Annotated in this window: 16 protein-coding genes; 12 read left to right on the top strand and 4 right to left on the bottom strand. The window is 72.8% G+C overall.

The window, feature by feature from the left end:
• Positions 1 to 183: 183 nt before the first annotated feature.
• From TR50_RS10630 to TR50_RS10600, 7 genes are all read left to right on the top strand, one after another.
• Positions 184 to 1,701 carry an amino acid permease gene (locus TR50_RS10630; RefSeq protein WP_084700058.1) on the top strand — a complete coding sequence of 506 codons (1,518 nt, stop codon included), beginning with the start codon at positions 184 to 186 and terminating at the stop codon, positions 1,699 to 1,701.
• A 45-nt stretch (positions 1,702 to 1,746) separates the two neighbouring features.
• Positions 1,747 to 2,967 carry an arginine deiminase gene (locus tag TR50_RS10625; protein ID WP_042418226.1) on the top strand — a complete coding sequence of 407 codons (1,221 nt, stop codon included), beginning with the start codon at positions 1,747 to 1,749 and terminating at the stop codon, positions 2,965 to 2,967.
• Between the two features lie 50 nt (positions 2,968 to 3,017).
• The gene (argF, locus tag TR50_RS10620; protein WP_042418389.1) at positions 3,018 to 4,022 is read left to right on the top strand and encodes an ornithine carbamoyltransferase; all 1,005 of its coding nucleotides are present in this window, start codon (positions 3,018 to 3,020) and stop codon (positions 4,020 to 4,022) included.
• A gap of 1 nt (position 4,023) precedes the next feature.
• On the top strand, positions 4,024 to 4,983 hold the full coding sequence (locus tag TR50_RS10615) for a carbamate kinase (RefSeq protein ID WP_042418223.1): 960 nt from the start codon (positions 4,024 to 4,026) through the stop codon (positions 4,981 to 4,983).
• Positions 4,984 to 5,139: 156 nt separating this feature from the next.
• Positions 5,140 to 5,406, top strand: coding sequence for a universal stress protein (locus TR50_RS10610; protein ID WP_042418220.1), 267 nt, complete (start codon positions 5,140 to 5,142; stop codon positions 5,404 to 5,406).
• Positions 5,407 to 5,590: 184 nt separating this feature from the next.
• Positions 5,591 to 6,322 carry a response regulator gene (locus TR50_RS10605; RefSeq protein ID WP_042418217.1) on the top strand — a complete coding sequence of 244 codons (732 nt, stop codon included), beginning with the start codon at positions 5,591 to 5,593 and terminating at the stop codon, positions 6,320 to 6,322.
• Positions 6,323 to 6,410: 88 nt separating this feature from the next.
• On the top strand, positions 6,411 to 6,779 hold the full coding sequence (locus TR50_RS10600; RefSeq protein ID WP_052440908.1) for a pyridoxamine 5'-phosphate oxidase family protein: 369 nt from the start codon (positions 6,411 to 6,413) through the stop codon (positions 6,777 to 6,779).
• A gap of 256 nt (positions 6,780 to 7,035) precedes the next feature.
• On the opposite strand, the gene TR50_RS10595 is transcribed toward TR50_RS10600, so the two are convergent.
• On the bottom strand, positions 7,036 to 7,587 hold the full coding sequence (locus tag TR50_RS10595; RefSeq protein ID WP_042418214.1) for a flavodoxin domain-containing protein: 552 nt from the start codon (positions 7,585 to 7,587) through the stop codon (positions 7,036 to 7,038).
• Positions 7,584 to 8,330, bottom strand: coding sequence for a CBS domain-containing protein (locus TR50_RS42445; protein WP_052440907.1), 747 nt, complete (start codon positions 8,328 to 8,330; stop codon positions 7,584 to 7,586). Before TR50_RS42445 ends, TR50_RS10595 begins: the two co-directional genes overlap by 4 nt.
• A 483-nt stretch (positions 8,331 to 8,813) precedes the next feature.
• Between TR50_RS42445 and TR50_RS10585 the strand changes: the two genes are divergently transcribed.
• From TR50_RS10585 to TR50_RS10575, 3 genes are all read left to right on the top strand, one after another.
• A complete protein-coding gene (locus TR50_RS10585; protein ID WP_042418211.1) occupies positions 8,814 to 9,794 on the top strand; it encodes an Acg family FMN-binding oxidoreductase in 981 nt (326 codons plus the stop codon).
• Positions 9,795 to 9,914: 120 nt separating this feature from the next.
• The gene (locus TR50_RS10580; protein ID WP_042418208.1) at positions 9,915 to 12,665 is read left to right on the top strand and encodes a bifunctional acetate--CoA ligase family protein/GNAT family N-acetyltransferase; all 2,751 of its coding nucleotides are present in this window, start codon (positions 9,915 to 9,917) and stop codon (positions 12,663 to 12,665) included.
• A 51-nt stretch (positions 12,666 to 12,716) separates the two neighbouring features.
• A complete protein-coding gene (locus TR50_RS10575) occupies positions 12,717 to 13,571 on the top strand; it encodes a universal stress protein (protein ID WP_042418205.1) in 855 nt (284 codons plus the stop codon).
• A gap of 107 nt (positions 13,572 to 13,678) precedes the next feature.
• Here TR50_RS10575 and TR50_RS10570 read toward each other — a convergent pair whose 3' ends face one another.
• The gene (locus tag TR50_RS10570) at positions 13,679 to 14,374 is read right to left on the bottom strand and encodes a CBS domain-containing protein (RefSeq protein WP_042418201.1); all 696 of its coding nucleotides are present in this window, start codon (positions 14,372 to 14,374) and stop codon (positions 13,679 to 13,681) included.
• 48 nt (positions 14,375 to 14,422) lie between these two features.
• The gene (locus TR50_RS10565; RefSeq protein WP_042418199.1) at positions 14,423 to 14,878 is read right to left on the bottom strand and encodes a universal stress protein; all 456 of its coding nucleotides are present in this window, start codon (positions 14,876 to 14,878) and stop codon (positions 14,423 to 14,425) included.
• Positions 14,879 to 15,276: 398 nt separating this feature from the next.
• Between TR50_RS10565 and adhE the strand changes: the two genes are divergently transcribed.
• Positions 15,277 to 17,991 carry a bifunctional acetaldehyde-CoA/alcohol dehydrogenase gene (gene adhE, locus TR50_RS10560; protein ID WP_084700056.1) on the top strand — a complete coding sequence of 905 codons (2,715 nt, stop codon included), beginning with the start codon at positions 15,277 to 15,279 and terminating at the stop codon, positions 17,989 to 17,991.
• Positions 17,992 to 18,017: 26 nt separating this feature from the next.
• Positions 18,018 to 20,285, top strand: coding sequence for a formate C-acetyltransferase (pflB, locus tag TR50_RS10555; RefSeq protein WP_042418196.1), 2,268 nt, complete (start codon positions 18,018 to 18,020; stop codon positions 20,283 to 20,285).
• The last annotated feature ends 61 nt before the right edge of the window (positions 20,286 to 20,346 follow it).

The following is a 20,346-nucleotide window of genomic DNA, read 5'->3' as shown; positions in this document are numbered from 1 at the left end:
GCGGCCGGGAGGTGCCCGCACGAAGGCCGGATCGGGTCAGGGCCGACCGGCGCGGGACAGGGACCTTCGGGCCCTGCTGCCGGCGACCCGTATCGACCGACGATCATCACGGCCACCCCGGCTCCGGTACTGACCGGCGAGACCGGGGTCGCCTTGTGCCCGTCCCTTGTGTGAGGAGCAGCCATGTCCCCCAGCGATCCCGCGTCCCGGGCCGGGACCGATCCGGCCGATCCGGCCGACCGACGCTCGACCTTCGGCCTGCCGGCGGCCACCGCGCTCGTCGTGGGCAGCGTCATCGGCACCGGCGTCTTCGCACTGCCCTCGGCGCTCGCGCCGTTCGGGCCGATCGCGCTCGTGGCCTTCGTGGCCGTCACCGTCGGCGCGCTCGCGCTGGCGCTGACGTTCGGCTCCCTCTCGCGCCGGGTGCCGGGCAGCGGCGGTCCGTACGTCTACGCCCGGCAGGCGTTCGGCGAGTTCGCCGGCTTCCTGACCGCCTGGTCGTACTGGATCACCGCGTGGGCGGGCAACGCGGCCATCGCGGTCGCATGGGTGGGCTACGTCGAAGTGTTCGTCGACAAGGGCCACCACACCGCCGGTTCGATCGCCGTCGCGCTGGCCGGGCTGTGGCTTCCCGCCGTCGTCAACCTGACCGGGATCCGGAACATCGGCGTGGTGCAGGTGGTCACGACGGTGTTGAAGTTCGTGCCGCTGCTGTTCATGGCCACGATCGGCCTGCTGTTCATGAAGTCCGGCAACTTCGGGTCGTTCAACGCCACGCACGGCTCCGCGTTGAGCGCGGTCTCGGCGGCCGCGGCGATCGCCCTGTTCAGCTATATCGGCCTGGAGACAGCCTCGGTCGCCGCAGGACGGGTCCGCAACCCACGCCGCAACGTCCCCCGGGCCACCGTCTACGGGACGCTCGCCTGCGCGGTCATCTACCTGCTCGGCACACTCGCCGTCTTCGGCACCGTCTCCCACAGCGGCCTGCTCACCTCGACGGCGCCGTTCACCGACGCGGTGAACAACATCGTCGGCGGCAGCTGGGCCGGCGACCTCGTCGCCGTCGCCGCGATCGTCTCCGGCCTCGGCGCACTGAACGGCTGGACGCTGATCTGTGCCGAGATGCCGATGGCCGCCGCCCGCGACGGCCTCTTCCCGGCAGCGTTCACCCGGACCACCGGGGCGAGCCGCGTCCCCGCCTTCGGCATCGTCTCCTCGACCCTGCTCGCCTCGGTCCTGACGGTGGTCAGCTACACCCGGTTCACGAACGTCTTCACCGAAATCGTGCTGCTGAGCGTGCTGACGGCCGTCGTGCCCTATCTCTTCTCCGCCGCCGCGCAGTTGTTCTGGCTGCTCGTCAACGGGCACGGCGCGCTGTCGCCCCGTCGCCTGGTCCGGGACGTGGCGATCAGCGGTGTGGCACTGGCCTTCTGCTACTGGTCGATCCAGGGCAGCGGCTACCAGACCGTCTACTACGGCCTGTTCGCGATCCTGCTGGGCGTTCCGGTCTACATCTGGCGCAAGCGCGGCCAGGGCGAGTACGGCGAGGCCGCGACGCCGGAGCCCACGACCGCGGACACGGTCGCGACCCGGCCGGTGGAGGCGGCGTCACCGCTGCCCCACGGCCTGACGGCGCGTCGCGCGCGCCCGGTGCGCCTCACGACGCTGCTGCGCTCGCTCGCCCTCCACGTCCGCCACTGAGCCCAGCCCCTCACCCGCATCATGCGCACCCGCGCAGGAGGAACCATGAACGCCCTCAACGTCGCCTCGGAATCCGGCCGCCTGCGCCAGGTCGTGCTGCACAGGCCCGGCCTGGAGCTGACCCGACTCACGCCGGGCAACGTCGACGCCCTGCTCTTCGACGACATCCTGTGGGCCAAGCGCGCCCGCGAGGAGCACGACGCCTTCGCCCAGGCACTGCGCGACCACGGCGTCCGGGTCCACCACTACGCCGCGCTGCTCGCCGAGACGCTGGACCAGCCCGCGGCCCGTGCCTGGCTGCTGGACCGGGTCGTCAGCCCCGGGATGGTCGGCCCCGCGCTGGTCGACCCGGTCCGCGAGCTGTGCGAGCAGCTCGACGGCGAGACCCTCTCCGGCTACCTGATCGGCGGCGTCCTCAAGGACGACCTGCCCTTGACCCACCCCGACAGCCTGGTCTGGAAGACCCTCGGCGACCAGGACTTCGCCCTGCCGCCACTGCCCAACCACCTCTTCCCCCGTGACAACTGCTGCTGGATCGGCGACCGCTACTCGCTCAACCCGATGGCCAAGCCGGCCCGCCTGCGCGAGACCGTGCACACCGCCGCCATCCACCGCTTCCACCCGCTCTTCGCCGAGACGCCCCCGCCGCTGCTCGACGGCACCGCGCCCATCCCCGGCACCACCCTCGAAGGAGGCGACGTCCACGTCATCGCCCCCGGTGTGGTCATGGTCGGCATGGGCGAGCGCACCACCCCCCAGGCGGTCGAGCAGCTGACCGCCGCCCTCTTCGCCACCGCCACCGCCCACCGCGTGATCGCGGTCCGGCTGCCCAGCAGCCGCGCGTTCATGCACCTGGACACCGTGATGACGATGATCGACCGAGACGCCTTCGCGCTCTACCCCGGCCTCGCGGACCGTCTGCGGTCCTGGACGCTGACCCCCGCACCGGAGCGGCCCACCGGCTTCGCCGTCCGCGCCGACGCCGACCTCGGCTCCTCCCTCGCCGAGGCACTGGGCCTCGACAAGGTGCGGTTCCTGTCCGCGGCGCAGGACGTGCGCGCGGCCGAGCGCGAGCAGTGGGACGACGGCAGCAACTTCCTCGCCCTGCAGCCGGGCGTGGTCGTCGGCTACGAGCGCAACGTCACCACCAACACCTACCTGCGACGCCAGGGCATCGAGGTCGTCACCATCGCCGGCTCCGAGCTCGGCCGCGGACGCGGCGGCCCGCGCTGCATGTCCTGCCCGATCCAGCGGGACCCCGCATGACCGCCCCCGCCGACTTCTCCCGCTCCTCTCAACCGATCCGAGGCACCGTCATGACCATCGACCTGCACGGCCGCTCGTACCTTCACGAGCTGGACTACACCGCCAACGAGATCCGCTACCTGCTCGACCTGGCCGCCGAGCTCAAAGCGGCCCACCACGAGCAGCGCGAGACCCCGCGCCTCACGGGCTTGCGGATGGCCCTGGTCTTCGAGAAGAGCTCGACCCGCACCCGCTGCGCCTTCGAGGGCGCCGCTGCCCACCAGGGCATGACCACCACCTACCTGGACCCCTCCGGCTCGCACATCGGCCACAAGGAGAGCGTCGCCGACACCGCGCGCGTGCTCGGCCGGATGTTCGACGCGATCGAGTACCGGGGCTACGACCAGGGCGTCGTCGAGGAGTTGGCTCGCCTGGCGGGGGTTCCGGTCTACAACGGCCTGACCGACACCGCGCACCCCACCCAGAGCTTGTGCGACGTCTTCACCATGCGCGAGCACAGCGGCCGCCCCCTGCACGAGATCTCGTTCTGCTACCTCGGCGACGCCTCCGACAACACAGCCGCCTCCCTGCTGGCCATGGGCAGCCTCCTCGGCATGGACGTCCGGCTCGCGGCGCCGCGCGAACTGTGGCCCGACGAGGCCCTGCTGGACCGATGCCGAGTGGTCGCCGAGGGCAGCGGCGCCCGGATCACGGTGACCGAGTCCGTCGAGGAGGGCGCGGCCGGCGCCGACTACCTCTACACCGACGTCTGGGTCTCCATGGGCGAGCCCGCCGAGCTGTGGAAGGACCGGATCACCCAGTTGCTGCCCTACCAGGTGAACGCGAAGACGCTGGCCGCCACCGGCAACCCGGACACGGCCTTCCTGCACTGCCTGCCGGCCCTGCACGACCGCCGCACCGAGCTGGGCGCGGACCTGTACGAGCGCTACGGGCTGGACGGCCTGGAGGTCACCGACGAGGTCTTCGAGTCCCCAGCCTCGCTCGTCTTCGACCAGGCCGAGAACCGCCTGCACACCATCAAGGCGATCCTCGTCGCGACCCTCGGAGGGCAGTGAGATGCGCATCGTCGCAGCGTTGGGCGGCAACGCCCTGCTCCAACGCGGGGAGCACCCCGACGCCGACATCCAGCTCCGCCACGTGCACGAGGCCGGCCTGTCCCTCGCCGAGCTGGTGCTGGCTGGGCACGAGCTGGTCGTCACGCACGGCAACGGGCCCCAGGTCGGACTGCTGGCCCTGGAGAGCGCCGCTGACGCCGACCTGACCGCGCCCTACCCGCTCGACCTGCTCGGCGCCGAGACCCAGGGCCTGATCGGCTCCCTCCTGGTCCGCGAGCTGCGCGACCGGCTGCCGGACCGCGAGGTCGCCGCCCTGGTCACGCACACCGAAGTCGACCCCGGCGATCCCGCGTTCGACCACCCGACCAAGTTCATCGGCCAGCAGTACACCCCGGAGCAGGCACAGCGGCTCGCCGCCGAGCGCGGCTGGACGCTGGCCCCGGACGGGGACTCCCTGCGCCGGACCATCCCCTCCCCCGCGCCCGCACGGATCCTCGAACTCCCGGTGGTGCGGACCCTGCTGGCAGCGGGCGACGTGGTGGTCTGCGCCGGAGGCGGCGGCGTCCCGCTGATGCGCGACCCGGCGACCGAGCGGCTGCGCGGCGCGGAGGCCGTGGTCGACAAGGACCGCACAGCCGCGCTGCTGGCCGAACAGCTGGACGCGGACGCACTGCTGATCCTCACCGACGTCCCCCACGTCTACCGCCGCTTCGGCCACAGCGACCCGGGACCACTCACCCACACCACCCCGGCCGAACTGCGCTCGTTGACCCTGCCCGAGGGCTCGATGGGCCCCAAGGCCGAGGCTGCGGCGTCGTTCGTCGAACGTACGGGCGGCCTCGCGGGCATCGGGCCGCTCGACGACGCACTGGGCATCCTGCTCGGCACGGCGGGCACACTCGTGCGTCCCGACGGCGCAGGGGTCACCGTGCCCGGGCGCGCCGCCGATTCCGTGCGCTGACGGCGTCGGCGAGGGCCCGGGCCGGCCACTGCCCGGCAAGGGCCGCCCGGGCGCCCCGGGCCGACCGGCCCCGCGGCCAGGTCCGCTCAGCCCTCGGCACCAGCCGACAGCGGTGCCGACCTGAAGGCGAAACCTTGCTACACCGCAGTCCCGCCGATGGACCAGGTCCGGCATGAGGCGGACGAGGCCACCGAAGTGGAGGAGCTGCTGGCCCCGTGGCGCGCCGCGCACCCGGACGTCACGGTCAGCGTCCAGATCGAGCTGGGTCCGGCGAAGGAGGCCATCGTGAACGCGTCGAAGGACGCGTCGCTGGTCGTCGTCGGCGCACACCGCGAGCACACCCGCTTCGGCCTGCCTGTCGGCCGCGTCTCGCACCGCGTCCTGCACCTCGCCCACGCCCCGGTCGCCGTGGTCCCCCACTGACCCGGGTTGGTCGGAGCACCGCGCCCGACCGGCGGGCTGTCCCCGCAGGCGGGACCGCGCCATGACGGGACCGTCATGATGGGACCGTTCGGCCCTATCGAAGTCCTGGGGCCGACGCGACGATTCTGTGGATCACCCGCGCTCACAAGAAGCAGGGCCGGGACCGAGGAACAGGGGCAGTGGGATGACGGGCGAATCCTCCGGGGCGGACACCACCGGGACGATCAGGGTCTTCCTGCTCGACGACCACGAGGTCGTCCGCCGCGGCGTGCACGACCTGCTGGAATCGGAGGAGGGCCTGGAGGTCGTCGGCGAGGCCTCGACCTGCGCGCAGGCACTGGCCCGTGTGCCCGCGCTGCGCCCCGACGTGGCGGTGCTGGACGTCCGCCTCCCTGACGGCGACGGCGTGACCGTCTGCCGCGAGCTGCGCTCGCAACTGCCCGAGCTGGCGTGCCTGATGCTCACGTCCTTCGACGACGAGGACGCGCTCCTGGACGCGATCATGGCCGGAGCCTCCGGCTACGTCCTCAAGCAGATCAGCGGCACCGACTTGATCTCCGCCGTGCGCACCGTCGGTGCGGGGCAGTCCATGCTGGACCCCGGCGCGGCCACCCGGTTGATGGCCCGCCTGCGCGGCCAGGCCACGCAGGCGCCGCAGCAGGCCGACGCCCTGTCCGAACTGACGGACCGGGAACGGGACATCCTGGCCCTGATCGGCGAGGGGCTGACCAACCGTGAGATCGGAAAGCGGCTCTATCTGGCCGAGAAGACGGTGAAGAACCACATCTCCCGTCTGCTGGCCAAGCTCGGCGTCGAACGCCGGGTCCAGGCCGCGGTCATCGCCTCCCAGGCGGCCGAGCACACGGCGGGCGGCGGCTCGGGCAGCGCCGGCGGCGCGCGCCTCTCTCGGCGGTGACCTGTCCGTGTGTCGGGGCCGGTCGGCCGGGGCGTTCGGGCCGTTGGTCTCCTCCCGCCCCGGACTCACGGCGACGACGATCGAAGGCATGACGACGTCGCCAGCAGAGCATCTCGACCGCGGCAGCGCGCTGAACCTCCTGGCCGACGCGCGGACCGGCCGTGTCATCTACACGATCGCCGCCATGCCCGCCGTCTGGCCGTCCCCGTTCCGCGTCGCCGCGGATGGGGGCGTACTGCTGCGCACGGCCGCCGGCTCCGAACTCGCCCGGGCCGTCAACGGCGCCCTCGTCGCCTTCGAGGCGGACGAGCTCCATGACGCGCACGGCACGGGCTGGGCGGTCACGCTGCTGGGCCACGCGGTCGTCGGCGCCGCAGACCCCGCGACGGGCACAATCGAGATCCGCATCCTCCCCGAGGCCGTCCACGGCCGACGTTTCGCGCTGCCGACCGACTGAGGACGCCAGGCGTCGTTCCGGGCCGACCGGCCCCGGCGGGTCCGACGGACCCGGTCCGTCCGATCCGGGCTCACCCTCGCCCTCGCCCTCGCCCTCGGGCGCTCACCCCAGCGTGACGGCCGTGCGGAACTGGACCCATGTGCGCGCGTCCTTCGAGCCTGGCTCTTCTCCGGCACGAACGGAAGGCGGAGGTGGCCTCGAGCGCGCGGGCGCGCCGAGGCCCACCGGGTCGGGCCTCGACGCGCGAAGCCGGGGGTCAGGCCGCCGGGCGGCGGTGCCGGGGCAGCATGGAGAGTTCGCCGGCGATCTGGTCGGCGTAGGCGTCGATCCGGGCGCGATCGCGGAAGTCGCCGCCGTGGCCGCCCTCGACCATGGCGTGGGCGAGCCAGCCACGGGAGTCCGGGGCGAGGCGGCCGCCGAAGGTGACGTGGTCACGGGCGAGCAGATGGCGGGAGGCGCGGTCGGCACTGTTGGTCGCGGCGATGTCACACGTGCTCGCCGAGTCGTCGAGCGGGCCGCTGCTGAAGGTCCAGACCCAGGCGTGGTCCAGGTCGTGGCGGTGGCGGCGGGCGAAGCGCGAGGCGGAACGCAGCCAGCGGCCCTCGTAGAGCGCGGAGCCGAGGACGACGACGTCGTAGCCGCTGGGATCGAGGGCGTCCGAGACCTCGGCGACAGTGACGTCGAGAGCCTCCCCTTCACTGCGCAGGCGCTCGGCCAGCCACTGCGCGATCTCTGCGGTGGCGCCGCTGCGGCTGGCGTAGGCGACCAGGACGCGCCTGGCCTGCGGGGCGGCGTCGGGTGTGGTCATCGCGTGTTCTCCTTCGGGGCTCCGGGGCGAAGCGTGTCGTCGATCTCCCAGCCCACGGTGTCGGCGAGGCCGACCAGGCCCTCGACCGTGCGGACCCGGGCCGTCAGGCGCTCGGCCTGGCTGCGCAGGGAGGTCCGGGCGGCGAGCAGGACGCGGCCGCGTTCACAGGTGACGTGCAAGGTGGCGGCCTTGACGCCGAACTCGTAGCCGAGCGCCACGATGCGGACCTCGGCCTCGATCTCGGCGTCGGTCCGGCGCAGGGCGTCCAGGAGGTCGTTCAGCGTCACAAGGCCGACCAGGCGCTGGTGGTCGTCGAGGACGGGGAGCTGGTGGATCCGGTGGCGCAGAGCGAGCAGGGCCGGGTCGGCGGCGGTGTCCCGGGCGGTGACGGTGCAGACCGGGGTGGTCATCAGCCCGGAGACGGTGACGGCCCCGGCGCGGCGGCGGATGTCGCGGCTGCGGCGGGTCTCGAAGAGGGACGCCTCGGGCAGCGCGATCGCAGCGAGCTTGGCCAGCAGGTCGGGCGCGCAGACGATGCCCACCAGCCGGTTCTCTGTGTCGACCACCGGCAGGTCCTCGTGGCCGGTCTCACGCAGGGCCGCGAGGGCGGCCACGAAGTCGGCGTCGGGCTCGATCGCGAACACCTGGTCTGTCATCAGCTCGCCGACCCGGCGGCGCCGGGGAAGAGACGTCCGGGGCAGCGGCGGGCTGTCGTGCACGGGCCGGTTCACGGTCCTGGTCATGACCTCGCTCCTCCTTCCAGGAGGGTTCCTGTCTCAAGACTGTGCCGGGCGCGGCCTGCCGGTCGTGGGCCGCGAGGTCCGCTCCCGGGGGCCGACCGGCCCTGGTCCGCGGTCGACGTGACGGTCCGTTCAGCGGACGAGCACCCGCTCGCCGGAGCCCGGAACGACGGCGTTCCAGCCCGGCACGCCGTGCGTCCGGTCGCGCAGCCGCTCGGACCCTGACCGGGCGGACCCGCTCCGGACGCCGAACGGCCCCCTGGGCGGGGGCTGTGGGCCGGTCGGCCCAGTCCGGGCGGCGTGGCCGCCGCCACGGTGGACGGGAGGAGCCCTCGCCGGCACTCCCGGACGGGGAGCCGAAAGCAGCCCCGTCAGGGCCGTTCAGCGGCCCAGCCGGCCCCGAACGGCCCTCCGCGTCGTCCGCGCATGCGAGCAGGCTCGGGGACAGGCGGCGTCCCCGCCGCCCCGCTTTCGCAGGAGCGCGCCATGACCACCATCACCGCCCTGGACGCCGCCGTCCTCGAGGAGCTCGTCTCCGCCGCCGTCGCCGCGCCGTCCATGCACAACACCCAGCCGTGGCGCTTCCGGCTGGAGCCGCGTACGCACACCGTCGAGATCCGGGCCGCTCTCGACCGGGAGCTGCGAGCCGAGGACCCCGAGGGACGCGGGCTGCACGTCTCCGTCGGCGCCGCCGCGTTCAACCTCCGGCTCGCCGTTGCCCACCGCGGCTGGGAGCCGGTGCTGCGGCTGCTGCCTGACCCGCACGAGCCGCAACTGCTGGCCTCCGTCCGCCTCACCGGCCGCTCGTCGAGCGCCGCCGGCACCCGCGCGCGGGATCTGTACGACCAGATCTGGCGCCGACACTCCAGCCGCCAGCCGTTCTCGCCTCAGGCGATCCCGCGTGCACTCCGCGCCGAGCTGGTCGACGCCGCCCACACCGAAGGCGCCCTTCTCCACCTGCCCGACCTCGACGAGTCCCGTCGGTTGCTCGCACTGACGCGCGAGGCCGAAGTCCGCACGACGACCGACCGGGCCCGACGCGAGGAGAGCCGCCGCTGGGTCCGGCCGCCTGCAGCGACCGGCTTCGGCATCCCGCCCGAGGCACTCGGGCCGCAGGACGCGGCCGGCCATGTCCCGATGCGGGACTTCACCTCGCTCCAGCCGTCGACGCGCCTGCCCTCGCTGCCGTTCGAGCCGCGTCCGCAGGTGGCCGTCCTTTCGACCGCGCACGACCGCCGCGCCGACTGGCTGCGCGCCGGCCTGGCCCTCCAGCACGTGCTGCTGCTGGCCACCCGCGACCAGGTCCGAACATCGCTGCTGCACCAGGCGATCGAGTGGCCTGACCTGCGCTGGATGCTGCGCGACACACGCAACGGCCCCGAGCACGTTCAGATGCTCATCCGGCTGGGCTACGGGCCCGACGGCCCGACGACCCCGCGAGCCGCCGCAAGCAGCACCGTCGACTGAGCCTGATCGGCCTCGGCCTCGGGGCCGAACGGCCCTCCAGGGCGGCGCTCCGCGAGGAGCAGAGTGCTGTCCGTCCCCAGGCGGCTCGCCCGCTGTCCCCTGCCGAGAAGGCGGCGCACGATGGTCACCTCACCCGAACTCCCCAGCAGCGCCGAGGCGTTGCTCGCCGACGGCACGGTCGTCACGATCCGGCCGCTCGCCCGGGGCGATCACGACGCGGTCGCGGACCTGCACGCGCGCCGGATGTCTCCGGAGAACCAGCGGCTGCGATTCTTCGGCATCAGCCGCCGCGCTCCGGAGCTCACCGCGGACCGGCTCTGCGCCCCGCCGCGCCGCGGCTTCGTCGCCCTCGGCGCGTTCGATCCCACCGCCGGGCAGTTGGTCGGTGTCGTCGAGTGCGAGACGGAGGCCGAGGACGGACGCCGGGCGGAGCTGGCCGTGGCTGTCGCCGACGACTGGCACCACCGCGGGGTCGCCACCCTCCTCATCGAGCACCTGGTGCACGCCGCCCGCGCTCAGGACATCCACGTCCTGGTCGCCGACGCCCTCGCCGACAACCACGCGATGCACCGGGTCTTCACCGACCTCGGGCTCGCCACGAACCGCCGTTGGGCCGACGCCCAGGTGCGGATCGAGGCCGTCCTGGACGAGACCGCGTCGCCGTACCTCGACGCCGTCGAGGCGCGCGGCAGCCGGGCCGACATCGCCAGCCTGCGGCCGCTGCTGCGGCCCCGCTCCGTCGCCGTCGTCGGCGTGTCCCGCCGACCGGGCACGGTCGGGCACAGCCTGCTGCTGAAGATCCGTCACGGCGGCTTCACCGGTTCGCTCTGGCCGGTCAACCCGCACGCCGGGCAGATCGACGGTCTGCTGTGCTTCCCCTCCCTCGACGCCCTCCCCGGCGTGCCCGACCTCGCCGTCCTCGCCGTGCCCGCGAACCAGGTCGCCGCCGTCGCCGAGGAGTGCGGACAGCGGGGCGTCCGGGCCCTGGTGGCACTCACCTCCGGCCTGTCGCGCACCCAGTCCGGTCGGCTGCTGCGCGCCTGCCGCCGCCACAGCATGCGTCTCGTCGGCCCGAACTGCCTCGGCCTGGCCGTCACCGACCCCGGGACCAGCCTGGACGCCGAGTTCGGCCGCACCACCCCGCGGCCCGGCGGCGCGGGCGTCGCCGTCCAGTCCGGCGGCGTCGGCATCGCTCTCATGGAGCAGTTGGACGCCCTCGGCATCGGCGTCTCCGACTTCGTCTCCCTCGGCGACAAGTACGACGTCAGCGGCAACGACCTGCTCCAGTGGTGGGAGCAGGACGGCCGCACCCGCCTCGCCCTGCTGCACCTGGAGTCCTTCGGCAACCCGCGCGCCTTCTCCCGCACCGCGCGACGCGTCGCCCACCGCATCCCGATCCTCACCGTGGACGCGGGCCGCTCGGTCGCCGGCCGGCGCGGCGCGGCCTCCCACACGGCCGCGGCGGCCACCCCGACCGTCACCCGCCAAGCCCTGTTCACCCAGGCCGGGATCACAGCCACCCACTCGATCGCCGAACTCGTCGAGACCGCCGCCCTGCTGGACTCCCAGCCGCTGCCCGGCACCACCGGCACCGTGGCCGTCGTCTCCAATGCGGGCGGCATCGGCGTGCTGGCGGCCGACGCCTGCGTCGACCACGGTCTCACCGTCCCCGAGCTCCCCGCACCGCTCGCCCTGCAGCTCGCCGACCTGCTGCCGGAGGGCGCTGCGACGGCCAACCCCGTCGACGCGACCGCCGCCGCCCCCGCCGAGACCCTGGTCGCGGCCGTGGACGCGCTCGCCGAGAGCGGCGCCGTCGACGCGGTGCTGCTCTGCCTGGCGCCGACCGCGCTCGGCACGGCGCAGACCACCGACGAGGCCCTGGCCCCGCTCCTCGCCGCCCCGGGCCGCCGGACCCGACCGGTCGCCGCCGTGCTGCTGGACCAGCGCGAACCGGTCCGGTACCTCGACTGCGCCGACGCTTCCCGCATCCCCGCCTACGCCGAGGCCCAGTCCGCCGCACGCGCCCTCGCCCAGGCCCTGAGCCGGTCCCGCTGGCTCGCCCAGCCGCTCTCGACCGAGCGGGAGACCCCCGGCTGCCGCCCGACCGACGCCGCGGCGCTCGTCGACCGCTACCTCGGGCAGCACCCCGACGGCGGCTGGCTGGAACCACCCCTCGTGGCCCGGCTGCTGGACTGCTACGGCCTGCCGCTGGCGGACGCGGTCTGGTGCGACGGCGAGGAGGCCGTCGTCCAGGCCGCCGCCGTGCTCGCCCGCGCCGGCGAGGGCGGCGAGGTGGTACTCAAGGCCCACTGGCCCGGCCAGATCCACAAGAGCGAGCTCGGCGCCGTCCGCGTCAGCACCGCCGCCGAAGACCGGATCCGAGCCGCGTACACGGACTTCGCCGCCCGCTTCGGCGACCGCCTGGACGGCGTGCTCGTCCAGGCCCGCCGGGCCGCCGGGGCGGAACTGCTGGCCGGCGTCGTCCAGGACCCGGTGTTCGGGCCACTCGTCGTCTTCGGCGCCGGCGGCACCACCGCCGACCTCCTCGACGACCGCACCGCCCGGCTCGCCCCGCTCACCGACGCCGACATCGGCGCGATGCTCACCTCGCTGCGCACCACCCCGCTGCTCTTCGGCTACCGCGGCGCCCCGCCCGTCGACCTGGACCGCATCGAGGACCTGCTGGCCCGCCTGGGCCGGATGGCCGCCGACCTCCCGCAGTTGGCCGAGGCGGACCTGAACCCGCTCATCTGCGGCCCCGACGGCGTGGTCTGCGTCGACGCACGGATCCGGCTGGAGCCCCGCCGCGCCCCCGACCCCTACCTGCGCCGTCTGCGCCGCCTTCCCGACGCCCCCGGCGAACCCGCCTGACCGTACGGTCAGTGGCTCTCGCTCCCCCTTCCACGGAAAGGTTCCACCGTCATGGCACTCCCGCTGGTCGTCGGCTTCGACGGCTCCAAGCCCAGCCTGGCCGCCGCCGAATGGGCCGCGACCGAGGCCGCGCTCACCGGGGCCCCGGTGCGGCTGGTCCTCGCCCACTTCCCGCACCGCGAGGGCACGCCTGTCCCGGACGCCTACGTCCAGCTCCAGAACGAGGCCGTCGACCTGCTGACCCGGACCGCCGAGGACCTGCGCTCGCGGCACCTGGGCCTCCGGGTCGACTGCGAGCTCCTCGCGGGCGAGGCGCCGACCCAGCTCCTGCACGCGGCCGAACCCGGCAGCACCCTCGTCCTCGGCTCGCGGGGCACCGGCGGCTTCGCCGGCCTGCTGCTGGGTTCCACCGCCCTGGCTGTCGCGGCCCGGGCCGAACACCCCGTCGTCCTGGTCCGCGATCACGCCGACCCCCGCCTGCCGCGCCACGAGGTCGTTCTGGGCCTGGAGCTCGGTGAGGGGCGGGCACCGGTCATCGAGTTCGCCCTCGCCGAGGCCGAGAGCCGCCGCACGGCGCTGCGCATCGTGCACGCCTGGCTGCCGTCGATGTGGTGGGCCGCCGAACCGATCCCGCCCGGCGAGACCGAGCGAACCGCCCTGCGGGAGGACGTCGAAGGGAAGCTGCGCGAGTTCGTGCGCCCGGTGGCGGAGAAGTACCCCCAGGTGCGGCTGCACTTCCAGGTGCGCACCGGCAGCGCCGCCCACGTCCTGGTCGACGAGGCGAACCACGCCGGGCTGCTGGTCCTCGGCCGGCGTCGGCAGCGCGCCGTCTCCGCGCTCGGCCCCGCCGCCCACGCGGCCATCCACTACGGCCACAGCGCCGTCGCCGTCGTCCCGCACGCCTGACCCGTCCTCATCCGCCCGACATCCGCCCGACAGGCTGATGGATGGCCCGACCAAGCGTGAGAGCGCCGCCGCCAGGAAGTGGCGCGGCGCTCTCGCGTCGTGTCCGGTCAGGACGCCGGGTGTGCTGTGGCCCGCTGCGGAGCAGGGGTGTCGTCGGTTCGGTGGGCCAGCTGGTCCGCCACGTGGACCACACCGTCGACGCCCTGGCACAACCGGACGAGGGCCTCTCGCCTGCTGCGCAGTTCGAGGGTGCCGGTGAGGGTGACGTTGCCGTCGACGACGTCGACGCGGGCCGCGCCGGAGGGCAGCTGCAGGGTTCGGGCCATGATGTCCTGTCGGATTTCCTCGCCGATGGCCCGGTCGTGGCGCAGGAAGACACGCAGGAGGTCGCTGCGGCTGAGGATTCCGACTAGACGGCCGGCCTCGTCCACGACCGGCAGCCTCTTCAGGTGCTTGTCGTGCATGACGCGAGCGCCCTCGACGACGGTCCATTCCGGCCGGGCGCACGACGCCGGGGCAGTCATCAGCTCCTGAGCCGTCCTGCCGTTGCTGCGTACCAGCTCCTGCGGCGCCAGGTGGGCGGGCGGCAGCAGGCCGGCCGGGTCGTCCATACCGGCCTGGTGGCGCATCAGGTCGGCTTCGGAGACGACGCCGAGGGGGCGGTCCTGGTCGTCCAGGACCGGCAGCGCGCTGACGTCGTTGGAGGCCAGCAGCCGGGCGATGTCCTTGAACGGCGTGTCCGGTCGGGCGCTCACCACATCGGTGGTCATGAGCTCCCCGACCAGGCGGTGACGAAGCGTCATCTCGATGGTCCTCTCCAGGTCTCGTTCTTCACGGAATGCGGTGCCGGCTCAGCTGTCGTGACGGACGATCACCACGGGGCACGGCGCGTGCTGGACGCAGTGCTGGCCGACCGAGCCCAGCAGTGCTCCGGCGAAACCGCCGTGGCCGCGATTGCCGAGCACGAGCAGCGCCGCGCCCCGGGCGGCTTCCAGGAGCGCCTGCGCGGGATGCCCCTCGACGACCCGCTGGTCGATCTCGACTCCGACGCCGCCGTCTAGGGCCTGCGCGACGCTGTCGTTCAGGACCTTGGCGACGCCTTGGTCGAGGTCGCTGTCGGCGACCGGCGGCACGTAGTAGCCGGGGCCGTAGACGAGGGCGGGCTGCTGCCAGGTGGCGATCGCGTCCACCACCGCACCGGTCGCCCGTGCCTGTCCGACGGCCCAGCGCAGCGCGTCGAGCGAGGACGGGGAGCCGTCCACTCCGACGACGATGCGCGAGCGCTGCTGCGGTGCGGACTGGGTCATGTCAGTTCCCCTCTCGAACTCATTTCTGCCGACGTCAGACTGTCTGCTCGTTCCGGTCGGGCGGCAGGGCCGTGAGGGGCACCGGTACCGGGACCATCAGCCCCGCTCCAGGTGCTGTCAGCGGCTGCCCGCCGACACGACGAACCCGAGGACAAGGCGCCGTCAGGTCGCGGCACCACAGCGAGGACAAGCGTTCGGCGCCGCGGAAGGGCGGCACCGCTCGCTTGGGGCCGATGCGTCGCGGTCCCGTTCGGCCGTCGGAAGAGGGACGGTCGGCCCCGGAACAAGGACCCGATGGGCGGCCTTCCGCGCCGCAGGAACGCGGGAGGCTCCCAGGGGAGGCCGGATGGCCCCCGGACGCGCCTGAGACCGGATGACGACCCGAAAGGTGGTCCACCATGCCCCGCCGCTCGAAGACGCTGGAGCTGACGCGGCCAGAAGGTGATGCGGCCTTCGCCTCGGCCGCCGACCGGCCCGAACCCGTGGCACGCACCACGCCGTCCGTCGGCGCCGTCGTGAACGCACAGGCCGAGGTCGACGCGCTGGTCTGCGACGCGCGGACGGCCCTCGACTCGTACGACTCGTTCACCCAGGAGCAGGTGGACCACATCGTCAGGAAGGCCTCACTGGCCGCGCTGGCCGCGCACACCGGGCTCGCGGTGTCGGCGGTCGAGGAGACCGGGCGGGGGGTGTTCGAGGACAAGGCGGTCAAGAACGTCTTCGCCTGCGAGAACGTCACCCACGTGATGGCCCGGACGAAGACGGTCGGGGTGGTGCGCCGGGACGAGATCGACGGCATCGTGGAGATCGCCGAGCCCGTCGGGGTGGTCGCGGGCATCACCCCGGTCACCAATCCGACCTCGACGACGATCTTCAAGTGCCTGCTCGCACTGAAGACACGCAACCCGGTCGTCTTCGCCTTCCACCCCTCGGCACAGCGCTGTTCGGCTGAGGCCGCAGGGATCGTCCGGGACGCCGCGATCGCCGCCGGCGCTCCCGAGCACTGCATCCAGTGGATCGACGCACCGTCGATGGAGGCCACCCACGCGCTGATGCGCCATCCGGACGTGGCCACCATTCTCGCGACCGGCGGCAACGCGATGGTCAGGGCCGCGTACAGCTGCGGAAAGCCGGCGCTCGGCGTCGGGGCCGGCAACGTGCCCGCGTACGTCGAGCGCAGCGCGGACGTCCGGCGCGCCGTGAACGACATCGTGCTGTCCAAGTCGTTCGACAACGGGATGATCTGCGCCTCCGAACAGGCGGTGATCCTGGACAGGGAGATCCGCGACACCGCGCTCGGGGAGTTCCGCGCGCTGAAGGCCCACCACGCGAGCGCCGAGGAGAAGGCGCTGCTGGAGCGGTACCTGTTCGGGGTGGGCGAGGGGAAGGACTGCGCCGACGACCGGCTGAACAGCGAGGCGGTGGGCCGGTCCGCCGCGCGGATCGCCGAGGCGGCCGGCTTCGAGGTGCCGGCCGACACCTCGGTGATCCTGGCGGACGTGGACGGTGTCGGCCCCCGTGAGCCCCTGACCCGCGAGAAGCTCTGCCCGGTGCTGGCCGTGCTGACCGCCGACGACCGCGCTCAGGCGGTCCGACTGGCCTGCTCGATGGTGGAGTTCAACGGTCTGGGCCACTCGGCCGCGGTGCACACCGAGGACCCGGAGTTCGCCGAGGAGTTCGGGCACGCGGTGAAAGCGTGCCGGATCATCTGGAACGCCCCCAGCTCCCAGGGCGGCATCGGGGACGTCTACAACGCGTTCCTGCCCTCGCTCACGCTCGGCTGCGGCAGCTACGGGCACAACTCCGTCGCCGGGAACGTCTCGGCGGTCAACCTGATCAACATCAAGCGGATCGGGCGGCGCAACACCAACATGCAGTGGTTCAAGGTCCCGCCGAAGATCTACTTCGAACGCGACTCGATCCGCTACCTGGCGAGCATGCCCCGCGCGCACCGGATCGTCATCGTGACGGACAGGACGATGGTGGAGGTCGGGCATCTGGAGCGGATCAGGAACATGCTGGACCGACGCCGCGAACCGGTCGAGGTGCGGGTGGTCGACCACGTCGAGCCCAACCCGAGCATCGACACCGTACGCAAGGGCGCCGAGCTCATGCGCGGTTTCCAGCCGGACACGATCATCGCGCTCGGCGGCGGGTCGCCGATGGACGCCGCCAAGGTGATGTGGCTGATGTACGAACACCCGGAGGTCGAGTTCGCCGACCTGAAGGAGAAGTTCTTCGACATCCGCAAGCGCGCCTTCACCTTCCCCGACCTGGGCGAGAAGGCGAAGCTGGTGTGCATCCCGACCACGTCGGGCACGGGCTCGGAGGTCACCCCGTTCGCCGTCATCACCGACACCGCGACAGGACAGAAGTACCCGCTGGCCGACTACGCGCTCACACCCAGCGTCGCGATCGTCGATCCGGCCCTGACCACGCACCTGCCCAGGGACGTGACCGCCGACTCCGGCTTCGACGCGCTGACCCACTGCATCGAGACGTACGCCTCGGTCTACGCCAACGACTTCACCGACGGCCTCGCCCTCCAGGGCATCCGGCTGGTCTTCGAGAACCTGGAGCGGGCCGTCACCGACGGAGAGCACGACCCCGTCGCACGGGAGAAGATGCACAACGCCGGGACCATCGCCGGCATGGCGTTCGGCTCCGCCTTCCTCGGCGTGGTGCACGCGATGGCGCACACCCTCGGCGCGACCTTCCACATCGCCCACGGCCGCACCAACGCCCTGCTGCTGCCGCACGTGATCCGCTACAACGGCTCCGCGCCGGCCAAGGTCACCAGTTGGCCCAAGTACCGCAGCTACATCGCACCCGAGCGCTACCGGCAGATCGCGGCCATGCTCGGTCTGCCCGCCGCCACCGCCGAGCAGGGCGTCGAGTCGCTGGCGGCCGCGGTCGAGGACCTGCGGGACCGGGTCGGCATTCCCCGCTCGTTCAGCGACGCGGGAGTGGACGAATCGGCCTTCCTGGAGGCTCTGCCGCAGCAGGCCATGAACGCGTACGAGGACCAGTGCGCCCCGGCCAACCCGCGCATGCCCATGCTCGCCGACATGCAGCAGCTGATGCGCCAGGCCTACCACGGCGACCAGTCGTGAGCGACAACGGAACGGGAGCAGGAGACATGAGTGTCCAGCAGACGCAGACGACCGGACGGAACCCCTGGGAGGGCTTCAAGGGCGGCCTGTGGCGCGACGCGGTCGACGTGCGTGACTTCATCCAGCACAACTACACGCCGTACGAGGGCGACGGCGCCTTCCTGACGGGACCGACCGAGCGCACGACGGCCGTCTGGCGGCAGATCACCGAGCTCTTCCCCGAGGAACGCGCCAAGGGCGTCCTCGACGTCGCGTACGACGTGCCTTCAGGCATCACCGCGCACGCGCCGGGCTGGATCGACCGGGAGCGGGAGTTGATCGTCGGCCTGCAGACCGACGCCCCGCTGAAGCGGGCGATCATGCCGAACGGGGGCTGGCGGATGGTCGCGAGCGCCCTGCGCACCTACGGCTACCCGGTCCCGGCCGACCTGGAGAAGGTCTTCACCCGCTACCGCAGGACCCACAACGACGGCGTCTTCGACGCCTACACGCCCGCGATCCTCGCGGCGCGCAAGGCCGGCGTGATCACCGGTCTGCCGGACGCCTACGGGCGCGGCCGGATCATCGGCGACTACCGCCGGGTCGCACTCTACGGCGTGGACCGCCTGATCGAGGCCAAGCGGGTGGAGAAGGCCGAGCTGGACGCACCTCCCGGCGACCCCGCCCGGCTGGAGGAGGTCATCCGGGAGCGCGAGGAACTCGCCGAGCAGATCCGGGCGCTGGACGAGCTGAAGCAGATGGCCGCCGGCTACGGCCACGACGTCTCCGGGCCGGCCCGCACCGCCCGCGACGCGTTCCAGTGGCTGTACTTCGCCTACCTTGCGGCGGTGAAGGAGCAGAACGGCGCGGCCATGTCGCTGGGCCGCACCTCGACCTTCCTCGACGTCTACCTCCAGCGTGACCTGGACGCCGGCCTGCTGTCCGAGACCGAGGCGCAGGAGCTGGTCGACGACTTCGTCATCAAGCTCCGCATCGTGCGGTTCCTGCGTACCCCGGAGTACGACGAGCTGTTCTCCGGTGACCCGACCTGGGTCACCGAGTCGATCGGCGGCATCGGCGAGGACGGGCGGCCACTGGTCACTCGCACCTCGTTCCGCTACCTGCAGACGCTCTACAACCTGGGCCCTGCCCCCGAGCCCAACCTGACGGTCTTCTGGTCTCCTCGGCTGCCGCGGGGCTTCAAGGAGTTCTGCGCCAAGGCGTCCATCGACACCTCCAGCATCCAGTACGAGTCCGACGAGCTCATGCGCCCGCGCTTCGGCGACGACACCGCGATCGCCTGCTGCGTCTCGGCGATGCCCGTCGGGAAGCAGATGCAGTTCTTCGGCGCCCGGGTCAACCTCGCCAAGACCCTCCTCTACGCGATCAACGGCGGCCGCGACGAGGTGAGCGGCGCCCAGGTCGGCCCCGACACCGGCGTCCTCGCCGGCGAGGCCCTCGACACCGACGCGGTGACGGCCGCTTTCGACCGGCAGCTGGACTGGCTGGCCGAGACGTACGTCCACGCGCTGAACGTCATCCACTACATGCACGACAAGTACGCCTACGAGCGTCTGGAGATGGCCCTGCACGACCGCGACGTCCAGCGCACCATGGCCTGCGGCATCGCCGGACTGGCGGTCGCGGCCGACTCGCTGTCGGCCATCAGGTACGCGAGGGTCCGGCCCGTACGCGACGGGCGCGGACTGGCCGTCGACTTCGTCGTCGAGGGCGACTACCCGGCCTACGGCAACAACGACGACCGCGCCGACCAGATCGCGGTCGGGCTCGTGGAGACCTTCATGGACAAGGTGCGCCGCCACCCCACCTACCGGGGCGCCCGGCACACCCAGTCCGTGCTCACCATCACCTCCAACGTCGTCTACGGCAGGAAGACAGGGGCCACCCCGGACGGCCGCCGCGCCGGGGAGCCCTTCTCCCCCGGCGCCAACCCCATGAACGGCCGCGACCGCCACGGCTACGTCGCCAGCGCCCTGTCGGTGGCCAAGCTCCCGTACGAGCACGCCCAGGACGGCATCTCCCTGACCAACACCATCACCCCCGACGCGCTCGGCCGCACCGAGCAGGAGCGCATCGCCAACCTCGCGGGCGTGCTGGACGGCTACACCGCCTGCGGCGGGTTCCACATGAACGTCAACGTCCTGGACCGGGCCACACTCCGGGACGCCATGGAGCACCCGGAGAAGTACCCGCAGCTGACGATCCGGGTGAGCGGTTACGCCGTCAACTTCGTGCGCCTCACCCGCGAGCAGCAGCTCGACGTGATCGGACGCACCTTCCACGACGCGCTGTAGGCGCGACCACCGACGTGGTGCCGGCGCGCCTTCCCCGACCACCGGCGCCGGCACCCGCCCT

It is taken from the genome of Streptacidiphilus anmyonensis, from assembly GCF_000787855.1.
Taxonomy (GTDB): Bacteria; Actinomycetota; Actinomycetes; order Streptomycetales; family Streptomycetaceae; genus Streptacidiphilus; species Streptacidiphilus anmyonensis.
Note: the sequence above shows the minus strand (reverse complement) of the source record. Positions and strands in the feature narration are given on the sequence as shown.